This is a genomic window from Streptomyces sp. T12, from assembly GCF_028736035.1.
Classification (GTDB): domain Bacteria; phylum Actinomycetota; class Actinomycetes; order Streptomycetales; family Streptomycetaceae; genus Streptomyces.
Genome location: NZ_CP117866.1, coordinates 9,665,317 through 9,677,802, shown reverse-complemented (window position 1 = coordinate 9,677,802; position 12,486 = coordinate 9,665,317). Strand labels below are relative to the sequence as shown.

Genomic DNA, 12,486 nt, shown 5'->3' with positions numbered 1-12,486 from the left:
CGGGGTCCGACCCACGGAAAGGGGCCCCGCCATGCCGATCCGCGTCGAGCGCGACGGACACGTCAGCACCGTCGTCCTCTCCCGTCCCGAGGTCCGTAACGCGGTCGACGGCCCGACCGCCGCCGAACTCGCCGCCGCCTTCAGGGAGTTCGAGGCGGACGACGAGGCCCGGGCGGCGGTGCTGTGGGGCGAGGGCGGCACGTTCTGCGCGGGCGCCGACCTCAAGGCACTCGGCGGCGACCGGAGCAACCAGGTCACCGAGGAGGGGGACGGTCCGATGGGGCCGACCCGGCTGCGGCTGTCCAAGCCGGTGATCGCCGCGGTCGCCGGGCACGCCGTGGCCGGGGGCCTCGAACTGGCCCTCTGGTGCGATCTGCGGGTCGCCGAGGAGGACGCCGTGTTCGGGGTGTTCTGCCGTCGCTGGGGTGTGCCCCTCATCGACGGCGGCACGGTACGGCTGCCCCGGCTGATCGGCACGAGCCGCGCGCTGGACATGATCCTGACGGGACGGCCGGTGCCGACGAGCGAGGCCTACGAGATGGGGCTCGCCAACCGTGTCGTGCCGACCGGACACGCCCGCGCCGAGGCCGAGGCACTGGCCGCCGCGATCGCCGGGTTCCCGCAGGCGTGTCTGCGCGCCGACCGGGCGTCCGTGCTCGACCAGGAGGGGCTGGACGAGAGGGCGGCCATGCGGGGCGAACTCCGGTACGGCATGGGCGTGTTGACGCAAAGCCTGGAGGGCGCGGCACGGTTCGCCTCCGGCGCCGGGAGGCACGGCTCGTTCACGGACCTGTGATGCCTGACGGCGGGGTGGTGCCTCCAGGTGGTCTGCGCAATGGGCCACGTCAATGACCTACAATTAACCATCTATGGAAGATAATTCTTCGGAAGATGTCGGAAGATGAGTGATGGGTGACGCTGACCTGAAGCGGCTGTACCGGGAGCTGGTCTCGCTGGAGATCGAGCTGTGGGATGGCATCGAAGGGCGGTTGCGGGCCGAGTACGACCTGCCGCTGACCTCGTTCGAGGTGCTGCACCTCCTGCTGCGGCGTCCCGGGCGGCGGATCCAGGACATCGCGGAGGAGTTCTCGATCACGGTGGGCGGCACCAGCAAGGTGGTCGACCGTCTGGAGGCGGCGGGCTTGTGTGAGCGGCGGGCCAATCCGAACGACCGCCGTTCCTCGATCGTCGAGCTGACGCCTGAGGGGCGCAAGCTGGTGGACGGGGCGCTGAAGGTCTTCGAGGACGAGCTCGAACTGCGGATCGGGTCGGTGATTCCCGAGCAGTCCGTGCGCGAGGTGACGGCGGTCCTCAGCACGCTGCGCGCAGCCGGACGGGCCCTGGACGCGGAGCGGAGGGCCGCCGGGCAGACGCCGGTGCCGGGTATGCGGGCGCCGAAGCAGCCTGGCCGGCCGGCGTCCTGAGCCGCGACGGCTCCGCAGCACCCGCATCAGCCCACGGTTCAGTCGGCGATGCAGTCGAAGGCGATGACTTTGTCGATGCGGCCGCGGACGAGGAGGCTGCCGGGGCCTCCGTTACATGTGGGTACCTTTCGCGTTCGTACGGATCGCCGCTGTGGGGCCCGAGGCCGTGTCGGCCCCGGGCCTCACAGGGTCAGCCCCAGAAGGCGTCTTCGGCGGCCGGGTCGCCGGAGAAGAGCCACATCTCGGTGATCTTGCCGTCTGCGATGCGCAGGAGGTCGACGCCGTCCATGCTCATTGACGCGTTGTCGTGGCGGCCGCCGAAGTGGATGGTGGCGGCGACCAGGTCACCGTTGCCCATGAGGGTGTGGATCTTGTCGATGGCGAAGGTGCCCCGGCTGGCCTCCATCATGTTGCCGAGCATCTGGAAGACGGCGTCGCGGCCCTGGTGCTCGCCGGAGAACTGGTTGGTGCCGGGCTGGTGCCAGACGATCGCCTCGTCGAGGAGTTCGCCGAGGGTGGCCATGTCTCCGGTCTGTACGGCCTGGAAGTAGGTGCGGGCGATGTCGATGTTCGCGCTGGTCATGATGGTTTCTCCACGGGTGCTTTGTGCGGGGGCGGTGGCTATCGGGCGAAGTCGAGGCGGTCGGCCAGGCCGGCTTCGGTGAACGCGGCCTCGATCTCGTTTCGGCCTTCTTTGAAGTGGGCCCAGCTGTCGAAGTGAGCGGGGACGGCCCGGCGGGCGCCGAGGATCTTCGCGACCTCGGCTCCTTGGGCGCTGTCGAGGGTGCGCAGGTCGTTGTCGAAGGCGAAGGCCATCCGGGCGCCGCCGAGGAAGAGGATCGCGGTGTCGACGGGAGCGAACTTCTCGGCGATCTCCTTGACGTGTTCCAGGGCGGCGTTGTCGCCGCTGACGTAGACCGAGGGCAGGTCGTCGGAGGTGAGCATGAAGCCGATGACGTCGCCGGTGATCGGTTCGCAGCCGACGGGGCCGTGCCGGGCGGGCAGGCCCGTGACGGTCACGGTGGCGCCGTCGGGCCGCTTGAGCTCGGCGGTCTGCCAGAAGGTCAGCCCGTGTGCGTTGCGGCCCAGACGACCGGCGCCGCTTTCGGTGGTGAAGACGACCGACACCTCCGGCAGGAAGGCGCGGCCGGCGTTGTCGAGGTTGTCGTCGTGCTCGTCATGGGAGAGCAGGACGGCGTCGACGCGGCCCAGGTCGGCGGCGGTGACGGGCGACGGGTCGGTCTTGACGAGCTTGTGGTCGCCGGGGAGGGGCATCGGGTACTCGCCGGGCGGGTCGAAGGTGGGGTCGGTGACGAATCTGAGCCCGCCGTATTCGATGAGGGTGGTCGGGCCGCCGTAGACACGGACGGGGATCTTTTCGCTGGCGGCGTTGGCGCCGGACATCGGGAACCTCCAGGCGGAGAACAGTGCAGACGCGGTCCTGCGGAACCGGTCAGGGGGCGGGTACGGAGAACACGCCGAAGTGGTTGCCGGAGGTGTCCTGCAGCCGGGCTCCCACACGCCGCCCGCCGGCTGCTGGGCTCCCGGCGTCATCACCAAGGCGGGACCGGTCATGACACTCACTCCTCACCCCGTACCGGGGTTTCAGTAACTCTCTGGACTGGACTGGATTCGGAGGGCGACGAAGCTTCTCCGGACGCGGCGAACCTTCGGAAAACGGTGGCCGCGCGTGCTCTGGTCGGCCGTCGCTCAGCCAACCATTTATATTCCATGGAAGCAACTTCCAGAGATTATTGTTCCCTGTCACAGAGAGCTGGGCCGTCCCGGACGCGGGCGGCCGACAGGAGAGAGGAGCACCGTCGTGCAACCGGTCGAGATCGAGGCGAAGACCCTGATCCAGAAGTCGAAGACCCCGTCGAACGACTACGTGATCAACCCCTACACCGGCTGCGTGCTGGGCTGCGCGTACTGTTTCGCCTCCTTCGCGGGGCGGCAGTTCGGCCGGTCGGTCAAGGAGTGGGGCGACTACCTGTACGTGAAGAAGAACGCCGTCGAGCTGGCCCGCGAGGAACTGGCCAGGATGCCCGAGCCCAAGCGGCGCGGCACGATGCTGCTCAGCTCGGTCACCGACCCCTACCAGGGGCACGAGACGCAGTACCGGCTCACGCGCGGCATCCTGCGCGAGCTGACGGGGATCGAGTATCCGGGCCTGGTCCGCATCCTGACCAAGTCGCCGGTCGTCACCCGCGACATCGACCTGCTCACCAGCCTGCCCCGGGCGGAGGTCGGCATGACCGTGACCACCGCGGACGACAAGGTCAGCCGCTGGCTGGAGGTACGCGCCCCGCTCGCCTCCCGCCGCCTGCGCACCCTCGCGGAACTACGCGAGGCCGGCATCCCCACCTACGCCTTCGTCGGACCACTCCTGCCCCACTTCGCCGCCCGGCCCGAACTCCTGGACCACCTCTTCGGGCAGCTCGCCGACGCAGGTATCACCGAGGTGTTCATGGAGCACATCAACCTCAAGCGGTACATCCGCGAGCGCATGGACCAGGTCCTCGCCGGCGAACCCGACGAGGTGCGCGAGGCGTACCTGCAGGCCCGCACCAAGGAACACCGCGAACGGCTCGACGCGATCGTGGCCGACCTCCTCGCCCAGCACGGGCTGCGGCTGCGCTTCGACGAGGTCGTCCACCACGACGACAACGACGCCCTGCGCCAGAGGCTGGCCCGCCCGGCGTGAGCGTGTGGCACCACCGGGAGGGTCAGGCGGTGGCCTCGGGCTGCAAGGCCGGATCGGGGACCGCCATGGCCCAGTTGCCCATGGCGTTGAGGACGTCGCGCAGCCCTTCGCCGAGGGAGGTGAGCGCGCTGAGCCGGCGGACGAGTCAGGCGTCGCTGGTGGTGACGACTCCGTCGCGGGTCAGCCGGGGTCGGATCCAGGCCATCTCGGGTGCGGCGAAGTACGGGTCGAGGGGCAGGCCGGTCAGCCGGCGTAACTCGTCGGCGTGCGGGGCGAGTTACGCGTACACCGGACCTGTCATGGCACCTCTCGTCGTCGACTCCCTCGAACATCTCGAATGTCTCGACCGCCAGGCGATCCCCCGCGCCAGCCTCCCGCCGGGGTGCGCGGGCGTCGAGCGGCGCTCTGCGCACCCAGGTCGGGGGCGGGGAGTGCCCCTCTGCCACCGGCCGTTCGGCGGAGAATGCCCGAAACCGGCCCAAGACGCCGTCCCGCCGCCGATCCTGGTACGAACACCTGTGCACGATGCGGCAGGATGAGCCCTCGTGCCGACCTCGGGGGGACGGGTGGCCGGCACGACGGCACATCGCGGGAAACGAGCAGGTGACAACGTGACGAGACTTCACATCCGGCCGTCGGCGAAGGGGTTCGCCGCAGCTCTTCACCATGGAGGTGACCGGTGAAGCGAGCGCTCACTGTGGACGACCTGGTCATCGCCGGGATCGCGCTGGCGGCGGGGCTGCTCGCGGCCTTCCTGCTGCGCATGCTGCTGCGCTGGCTCGGCAAGCACGCCGACCGCACCCGCTGGAGCGGCGACGACCTCATCGTCGACACGCTGCGGACCGTGGTGCCTTGGGCGGCGTTCCTGGGCGGCGCGGCCTCCGCGGGCGCGGCGCTGCCGCTGACCCGGACGGTCCAGCACAACGTCAACAAGACCTTGACCGTGCTGCTCATCTTCGTCGTGACGCTGGCGGTGGCCCGCGGGGTCGCCGGACTGATGCGGACGGTCACCCAGTCCCGCCCCGGCGTCGCCGGCTCGGCCACGATCTTCGTCAACATCACCCGGATCCTGGTCCTGGCCATCGGCTTCCTGGTGGTGCTCCAGACCCTGGGCATCTCCATAGCGCCCCTGCTCACCGCCCTGGGCGTCGGTGGTCTCGCGGTCGCGCTCGCCCTGCAGGACACGCTCGCCAACCTCTTCGCGGGCATCCACATCCTCGCCTCCAAGACCGTCCAGCCCGGCGACTACATCCGGCTGAGCAGCGGCGAGGAGGGCTACGTCGAGGACATCAACTGGCGCCAGACGACCGTACGCGCGCTCTCCAACAACCTGATCGTCATCCCCAACGGGGAGCTCGCGAAGACGAACATGACCAACTTCATGCGTCCCGAGCAGGAGTTGACGATCCTGGTCCAGGTCGGTGTCGCCTACGACAGCGACCTGGACCACGTGGAGCGGGTGACGAACGAGGTCATCGGCGAAGTGATGACCGAGGTCGAGGGCGCCCTTCCGGACCACGAGCCGATCATCCGGTTCCACACCTTCGGCGACTCCCGGATCGGCTTCACGGTCATCCTGGGCGTCGGCGAGTTCAGCGACCAGTACCGGATCAAGCACGAGTTCATCAAGCGCCTGCACAAGCGCTACCGCACGGAGGGCATCCGCATCCCGGCGCCCACGCGGACGGTGGCGATCCAGCAGGGCACGGTGGCGATACCGCAGCAGCGCCTCCCCGAAGAGGCGGACGAGGTGGCCGCCGTCCGCCTCGACTGACGTACCCGGACGTCGCTACAGGGTGGCCGAGCTCTCGTGGCGGTCGGCGCCCTTGCGGCGGCGCGGCGCGGTGAGCGCCGGGTTCACCGGGGTGACCGTCCAGTCCGGGTGCCCCGGCATCCGCGGCGTCTTCGTGCCGTACAGCCAGTCCCGAAGGAATCCGGACAGGTCCTGGCCGGTGACCTCCGAGGCAACGGCGATGTAGTCCTCCGTCGACGCCGAGGAGTTGCGGTACCGGGCGAGGAATGCGCGTTCCAGCGTGTGGAAGGGCTCCTCGCCGACGAGATTGCGCAGCGCGTACAGAACGAGGACGCCGCCCAGATAGCGCTGGCCCTCGAAGAGGTTCACCGCGTTCGGCGCCGCGACCGGCCCCCAGTCGTGGCGCCACTGGTCGCCCTGCGCGTAGGTGTTCTTCATCCGGGCTTCCAGGGTGGTCAGGCCCAGGGAGTCGGGCCAGCCGCGCTCGTAGCGGTAGAGCAGCCCGTAGAAGTCGGCGTGGCCCTCGTTCAGCCACAGGTCGGCCCAGGTGGCGGGGCTGACGCTGTTGCCGAAGTAGGAGTGGACCAGCTCGTGCATCATGTGCGAGCCGATCTTCTTCTCCTCCTGGAGCAGATAGTTCGGCCGGTAGAGGGTGAGGGTCTGGGTCTCCAGACCGGTGAAACCGAAGGGCTCCGGGGCGTCGGAGTTGCAGGGCAGCAGTCCGTACGTCTCGAAGGGGTACGCCCCGAGCCGCGCCTCCACCCACTCCACCAGCTTCGGCGTCAGCGCGAGCGCCGGCTCCAGCGCCTCGGCGCGTGCGACCGGGACCACGTCCCGCAGGGGGAGCCCGTGCGGGCCCTGCCGGTCCTTCACCACGTAGTCGCCGACCGTGATCTGCACCAGCTCGGTCGCCATGGGCTCGCACGAGCGGTACGTGTACGCCGTACGGCCGCCCGACAGGCTCTCGGTGCGCACGAGGAGGCCGCTCGCCACGCCGCGCAGGCCGCTGGGGACGGTGAGGCGGAAGGTGAAGTCGGCCTTGTCGGAGGGGTGGTCGTTGCAGGGGAAGACGGTGTGCGCCGAGTCCGCCTGGCAGGCCACCGCGAACCCGTCCAGCGTGTCGACCCAGCCGGTGTGCGGCAGGGTACGGCGCGGATCCGCCGCGTACTCGACGCAGACGGTGACCGCGCACTTGGCGGGCAGGGTGCGTGCGGGCGTTATGCGCAGCTTCTCGTCCACCTGCTCGAACGTCGCCGTACGGCCGCCGACTCGGACGGAGCGGATGTCAAGACCGAGGGAGTCGAGGGAGAAGCGGGTCAGGGCCTGGGTGGTGCGGATCTTCAGGGTCGCGGTGGCGTCGACCAGGCGGGTCGTGGCGTCGTAGGAGAAGTCGAGGTGGTAGGCCGCGACGCGGTAGCCGTCGTTGCCGAGCGCCGGGTAGACGGTGTCGCCGAGGGTCTCGGGGCCCGGGGTGCCGGAGGTCTTGGCGGCCGACGTCCCCGTGCGCGTCGGTGTCGCGTGGGCGGAGGGGGCGGCGGTCAGGGCCGCTGCCGTGCCGATCAGGGCGGCCGCGGGGGCCGTCACTCGGGTGCGATATCTCATGGTCCGCTTTCGCTGGGGCGGCCGGGTGGTCAAGGCCGGCCGCCGGATCGGTGATCTCCCTACATGACTGTGGGATCGGGCGATCGGGTTGCACGGAGGCGGTCCATCCGTTTGCGCGGATCCGAGATCTCGGCCAACATCCCGCACCGGTGTGCGGACCCCTGTCGAGCCGAGGTCGATCACGAGATATCTTGATGTCGAGCAATGTTGCAGACGTGGAGCGGAGCACCCGGTGACTGACTCGACCATCATCTATACGCACACTGACGAGGCCCCGGCCCTGGCGACGTATTCCTTCCTGCCGGTGGTCCAGGCGTACGCCTCGCAGGCGGGTGTCGCCGTGGAGACGCGTGACATCTCGCTGGCCGGCCGCATCATCGCGGTGTTCCCGGAGTACCTGACCGAGGACCAGCGCATCCCGGACGCCCTCGCCGAGCTCGGTGAGCTCGCGAAGACGCCCGCCGCCAACATCATCAAGCTGCCGAACGTCTCGGCGTCGGTCCCGCAGCTCAAGGCCGCGATCGCCGAGCTCCAGGGCCAGGGCTACGCGCTGCCGAACTACCCGGACGAGCCGAAGACCGACGAGGAGCGCGAGATCCGCGCCCGCTACGACAAGATCAAGGGCTCCGCCGTGAACCCGGTCCTGCGTGAGGGCAACTCCGACCGCCGCGCCCCCGCCTCGGTCAAGAACTACGCCAAGACCCACCCGCACCGCATGGGCGCCTGGACCGCCGAGTCCAAGACGAACGTGGCGACCATGGGCGAGAACGACTTCGCCTCCACCGAGAAGTCCGCGGTCATCGCCGAGGACGGCGCGCTGCGCATCGAGCTGCTCGGCGAGGACGGCACCACCACCGTCCTGCGTGAGTCCGTACCGGTCCTCAAGGACGAGGTCGTCGACGCCGCCGTGCTGCGCGTCGCCGCGCTGAACGAGTTCCTCAAGGCTCAGGTCGCCCGCGCCAAGGCGGAGGGTGTCCTGTTCTCCGTGCACCTGAAGGCAACGATGATGAAGGTCTCCGACCCGATCATCTTCGGCCACGTGGTGCGTGCCTTCTTCCCGAAGACCTTCGCGCAGTACGGCGAGACCCTCGCCGCCGCCGGCCTGTCCCCGAACGACGGTCTGGGCGGCATCCTCAAGGGCCTGGAGGCCCTGCCGAACGGCGCCGAGATCAAGGCGTCCTTCGACGCGGAGATCGCCGAGGGCCCGGAGCTGGCCATGGTCGACTCCGACAAGGGCATCACCAACCTGCACGTGCCGTCCGACGTGATCGTCGACGCCTCGATGCCGGCCATGATCCGCACCTCCGGCCACATGTGGGGCCCGGACGGCCAGGAGGCCGACACCCTCGCGGTGCTGCCGGACTCCAGCTACTCCGGCGTCTACCAGGTCGTCATCGACGACTGCCGCGCCAACGGCGCCTTCGACCCGGCGACGATGGGTACGGTTCCGAACGTCGGTCTGATGGCGCAGAAGGCCGAGGAGTACGGCAGCCACGACAAGACCTTCGAGATCCCGGTCGCGGGCACGGTCCGTCTGGTCGACCAGGCCGGCAACGTCGTGCTGGAGCAGCCGGTCGCCGCCGGTGACATCTTCCGCGCCTGCCAGGCCAAGGACGCCCCGATCCGCGACTGGGTCAAGCTGGCCGTCTCCCGCGCCCGCGCCACCGGCGACCCGGCCGTGTTCTGGCTGGACGAGAACCGCGCCCACGACGCGGTGCTGATCGAGAAGGTCAAGGCGTACCTGCCGGAGCACGACACCGAGGGTCTGGACATCCGCATCCTCGCCCCGGTCGACGCGACCAAGCTGTCGGTGGAGCGCATCCGCCGCGGCGAGAACACGATCTCGGTCACGGGCAACGTCCTGCGCGACTACCTCACCGACCTCTTCCCGATCCTGGAGCTGGGCACCAGCGCCAAGATGCTGTCCGTCGTCCCGCTGATGGCGGGCGGCGGCCTGTTCGAGACGGGCGCCGGCGGCTCCGCGCCGAAGCACGTCCAGCAGCTGGTCAAGGAGAACTACCTGCGCTGGGACTCCCTCGGTGAGTTCTTCGCGCTCGTGCCGTCCCTGGAGCAGTACGCGACGGCCACCGGCAACACCCGCGCCCAGGTCCTCGCCGACACCCTCGACCGCGCCACGGCGACCTTCCTCAACGAGGACAAGTCCCCGACCCGTCGCGTCGGCGGTATCGACAACCGCGGCAGCCACTTCTACCTGTCCCTGTACTGGGCGCAGGAGCTGGCCCAGCAGACCGACGACGCGGACCTGGCCAAGGCCTTCGCCCCGCTCGCCGAGACGCTCAGCGCCAACGAGCAGAAGATCGTCGACGAGCTGAACGCCGTCCAGGGCAAGCCGGCCGAGATCGGCGGCTACTACCAGCCCGACCCGGCCAAGGCCGCCGCGGTCATGCGCCCGTCGGCCACCTGGAACGAGGCGCTCGCGTCCCTGAGCTGACGCCAGGGGCCAGACAGGCCCGCCCGTTCAAGTGACTCTGCCCCGGTCGGCGTACCGCCTGCCGGGGCAGAGCCATGGTGTCCGGCGGATCCGATGCGCGGTCGCCGGGAGCCGACGCCCGGCACGAACGGCGTACCACGATGGGAGGCCCAGGCGAGCCGGCGTCACTGGTGAGCCCGAGGCTCGCTTCTCGCCGCTCCACCGGCGTTTCGTCGCTTCCGGCGTCAGTGGCGCCGCCTGACAACCTCCGGACAGCGCCTAGTCGGGCAGCACGAGCTCCAGCTCCAGCCAGCGGGCCAGGTCTGCGATCTCCCGGCCGATCTCCGCGCTCATGGGCTTGGTGAACGGCACGTCCTGGTGGATCGCGTCGACGCGCAGCGACCCGCCCTTGCGGTCGGCGGTGGCGTCGAGTTTTCCGACGAGCCGGTCGCCGTACAGGATCGGCAGCGCGAAGTACCCCCAGCGGCGCTTGGCCGCGGGCTTGTACATCTCCAGCTGGTACTCGTACTCGAACAGCTCGACGGTGCGCTTGCGGTCGTGCACGAGCCGGTCGAAGGGTGACAGCAGCGCGGCGCGTCCCTCGAAGGCCGAGCTCAACTGGGCCGGATCCACCCGCCACTTGCCCCGCACGCCCTCGACGACGGCCGGCTCACCGGCCTCCCCCACGTCCGCCGGCTCGACCTGGCACTCCGGGCCTCGCGCGCGGGCGATGCCCAACGCCCGCAGCCGCCGCTCGTCCCGGATGCGCAGCGCCTCCTGCACGGGGACCGCGGGCGTGTCGGGGTAGACCCGCTCGGCCAGGTCCCACAGGCGGTCACCGCCGCGGCGTCCCGCCACGGCGACCTCGCCGCGCTGCACCATGAGCTCCAGGAGCTTGGTGACATTGCGGTTGTTGGTCCACCCGCTCGACTTCCACGGCAGTGCGCAGGTGTCGGGCAGCTCGCGGGAAGGCAGCGGCCCTGCGGCGCCGAGCCGGTCGAGTATGTCCCGGCGGCAGGCGTCGTTGGCGCCCACCCACGTGCGGTGATACTCACGCCAGGAGGAAGGTGTCCCCCGCTCGGGCCACTCGGCCATCTCGGCGCGGTACAGCGCGAGATCCTCACCGGGCCGGATCATCGCCTGCAACTCCAGCAGGCTCCGGTCCGCCAGCGCGTCGGTCAGGTCGGTGCGTGAGTACCCCGCGGAGCCGAGCCGGCTCCACGCCACGAGGTCGGCGTTGGGCGCGACGGCGGCGGTCGGGTCGACCTGGAGCAGGGTCAGCCGCCGTACGGCGTCCAGGAGCCCGCTGGGCCGGGCGCAGTCCAGCAGCTGTGCGCGTACGGCGATGCGGCGGGCGTCGGTTCGGGAGAGCTCGTGCACGGTCACCTGCGTCACCAGTCCCGGGTCGCGATCAGTTCCTCCACGTCCGCGTCCGCGAAGCCGTAGGCGTGGGCCACGAACCAGAAGTCCTCGGCTATCTCCTCGCGGGCCACGGTCTCGATGTCGAAGTCGTCGTCCTGCAGGTCGTTGAACTCGTCCGTGGCCGCCTGGGTCAGGAGGTACAGCGCAGCCAGGTCGGCGGGCCGCTCCGCCTCGATGCGCTCGCACAGGCGCAGCAGGATCGCCTTGCCCCGGTCCACCGCGGGGTCGGGGTAATAGCCGTCCTCGTAAAGCCCCTTGAGGAACGGGTGTGCGGTCACCTGCTGGTTGCTGATGTTCATGCTGTGATGGTGCACCACGCCACTGACAACGCCCCGGGAGCAGCCGTCATGACCTCTGCCGTGCCGTCGTTCGAACTGCTCCCCGGAGCCGAGGGATCGCCGGTGATCCTGCATGTGCCGCACTCGGCACGGGAGATACCGTCCGATGTGCGCGCGGGGATCGTGCTGGACGACACCGCGCTGGAGCGGGAGCTGGACCACATCGTCGACGCGCACACCGCGCAGCTCGCTCAGGAGGCGGCCGGGGCGTCGCAGATCACCCCGTGGCGGTTCGTCAACCGGCTCTCGCGGCTGGTCGTCGATCCGGAGCGGTTCCCGGACGGGCGGGAGCAGATGCTGGCCGTGGGCATGGGCGCCGTCTACACGCGGACCACGCACAAGGCACCGCTGAGGCCCGCGGACGCCGACCCCGAACCCCTCGTCGAGCGGTATTTCCGGCCGTACGCGAAGGCCATGACGCACGCCGTGGCCGATCGGCTCGCCGTCGCCGGCCGGGCCGTGATCATCGACGTCCACTCCTACCCGACCGCCCGGCTCCCCTACGAACTGCACGGCGAGGGCCCGCGGCCGCCGGTCTGCCTGGGCACCGACTCCTTCCACACGCCGCCCGAACTGCTCGCCGCGGCCCGGGAGGCGTTCGCGGCGTGCGGGGACACGGGGCTCGACAGCCCGTTCAGCGGCACGTACGTCCCGCTGGAGTTCTACGGCACCGAGCCCCGGGTGGCCGCCCTGATGATCGAGATCCGTCGGGACACGTACATGGAGGAGCCGGGCGGTCCGGCCGGTCCCGGACTCGCCCGGCTCGCGCAGGCGCTGGCGGCACTGGTGGACGCCGCCTCCCGCTGACGCGG

General features: G+C 70.1%; 11 protein-coding genes. 6 read left to right on the top strand and 5 right to left on the bottom strand.

The genetic code is table 11. From position 1 onward, the window contains the following. The first annotated feature begins 31 nt into the window (after positions 1 to 31). Positions 32 to 796: a crotonase/enoyl-CoA hydratase family protein gene (locus tag PBV52_RS43440; RefSeq protein WP_274246739.1), complete on the top strand. Its 765-nt coding sequence runs from the start codon at positions 32 to 34 to the stop codon at positions 794 to 796. Positions 797 to 908: 112 nt separating this feature from the next. Then, positions 909 to 1,424 (top strand): MarR family winged helix-turn-helix transcriptional regulator, encoded by a 516-nt coding sequence (locus tag PBV52_RS43435; protein ID WP_274246738.1) that lies wholly within the window; start codon positions 909 to 911, stop codon positions 1,422 to 1,424. 190 nt (positions 1,425 to 1,614) lie between these two features. On the opposite strand, the gene PBV52_RS43430 is transcribed toward PBV52_RS43435, so the two are convergent. Together PBV52_RS43430 and PBV52_RS43425 are read right to left on the bottom strand one after the other, a co-directional pair. Next, positions 1,615 to 2,007: a nuclear transport factor 2 family protein gene (locus PBV52_RS43430; RefSeq protein WP_274246736.1), complete on the bottom strand. Its 393-nt coding sequence runs from the start codon at positions 2,005 to 2,007 to the stop codon at positions 1,615 to 1,617. 38 nt (positions 2,008 to 2,045) lie between these two features. Continuing rightward, positions 2,046 to 2,828 (bottom strand): MBL fold metallo-hydrolase, encoded by a 783-nt coding sequence (locus PBV52_RS43425; protein ID WP_274246734.1) that lies wholly within the window; start codon positions 2,826 to 2,828, stop codon positions 2,046 to 2,048. Positions 2,829 to 3,246: 418 nt separating this feature from the next. Here PBV52_RS43425 and PBV52_RS43420 point away from each other — a divergent pair, with 418 nt between their 5' ends. After that, positions 3,247 to 4,128 carry a radical SAM protein gene (locus PBV52_RS43420; RefSeq protein ID WP_274246732.1) on the top strand — a complete coding sequence of 294 codons (882 nt, stop codon included), beginning with the start codon at positions 3,247 to 3,249 and terminating at the stop codon, positions 4,126 to 4,128. 679 nt (positions 4,129 to 4,807) lie between these two features. Further along, complete coding sequence (locus PBV52_RS43415) at positions 4,808 to 5,902, top strand: mechanosensitive ion channel family protein (protein ID WP_274246731.1); 1,095 nt, start codon at positions 4,808 to 4,810, stop codon at positions 5,900 to 5,902. Positions 5,903 to 5,917: 15 nt separating this feature from the next. Here PBV52_RS43415 and PBV52_RS43410 read toward each other — a convergent pair whose 3' ends face one another. Further along, positions 5,918 to 7,483, bottom strand: coding sequence for a M1 family metallopeptidase (locus PBV52_RS43410; protein ID WP_274246729.1), 1,566 nt, complete (start codon positions 7,481 to 7,483; stop codon positions 5,918 to 5,920). A gap of 232 nt (positions 7,484 to 7,715) precedes the next feature. Between PBV52_RS43410 and PBV52_RS43405 the strand changes: the two genes are divergently transcribed. Further along, positions 7,716 to 9,935, top strand: coding sequence for an NADP-dependent isocitrate dehydrogenase (locus PBV52_RS43405; protein WP_274246727.1), 2,220 nt, complete (start codon positions 7,716 to 7,718; stop codon positions 9,933 to 9,935). A 258-nt stretch (positions 9,936 to 10,193) separates the two neighbouring features. Here the strand turns inward: PBV52_RS43405 and PBV52_RS43400 are convergent, their stop codons facing one another. Continuing rightward, positions 10,194 to 11,309 carry a DNA glycosylase AlkZ-like family protein gene (locus PBV52_RS43400; protein ID WP_274246725.1) on the bottom strand — a complete coding sequence of 372 codons (1,116 nt, stop codon included), beginning with the start codon at positions 11,307 to 11,309 and terminating at the stop codon, positions 10,194 to 10,196. Beyond that, positions 11,306 to 11,635 carry a DUF5713 family protein gene (locus PBV52_RS43395; protein ID WP_274246722.1) on the bottom strand — a complete coding sequence of 110 codons (330 nt, stop codon included), beginning with the start codon at positions 11,633 to 11,635 and terminating at the stop codon, positions 11,306 to 11,308. Before PBV52_RS43395 ends, PBV52_RS43400 begins: the two co-directional genes overlap by 4 nt. A gap of 48 nt (positions 11,636 to 11,683) precedes the next feature. Here PBV52_RS43395 and PBV52_RS43390 point away from each other — a divergent pair, with 48 nt between their 5' ends. Next, positions 11,684 to 12,481, top strand: coding sequence for an N-formylglutamate amidohydrolase (locus PBV52_RS43390; RefSeq protein ID WP_274246720.1), 798 nt, complete (start codon positions 11,684 to 11,686; stop codon positions 12,479 to 12,481). Positions 12,482 to 12,486 lie beyond the last annotated feature (5 nt).

Coding starts and splice junctions, on each gene's coding strand:
- PBV52_RS43425 (WP_274246734.1), bottom strand. CDS start 2,828: ATGTCCGGCGCCAACGCCGCCAGCGAAAAGATCCCCGTCCGTGTCTAC.
- PBV52_RS43395 (WP_274246722.1), bottom strand. CDS start 11,635: ATGAACATCAGCAACCAGCAGGTGACCGCACACCCGTTCCTCAAGGGG.
- PBV52_RS43410 (WP_274246729.1), bottom strand. CDS start 7,483: ATGAGATATCGCACCCGAGTGACGGCCCCCGCGGCCGCCCTGATCGGC.
- PBV52_RS43440 (WP_274246739.1), top strand. CDS start 32: ATGCCGATCCGCGTCGAGCGCGACGGACACGTCAGCACCGTCGTCCTC.
- PBV52_RS43430 (WP_274246736.1), bottom strand. CDS start 2,007: ATGACCAGCGCGAACATCGACATCGCCCGCACCTACTTCCAGGCCGTA.
- PBV52_RS43435 (WP_274246738.1), top strand. CDS start 909: ATGGGTGACGCTGACCTGAAGCGGCTGTACCGGGAGCTGGTCTCGCTG.
- PBV52_RS43390 (WP_274246720.1), top strand. CDS start 11,684: ATGACCTCTGCCGTGCCGTCGTTCGAACTGCTCCCCGGAGCCGAGGGA.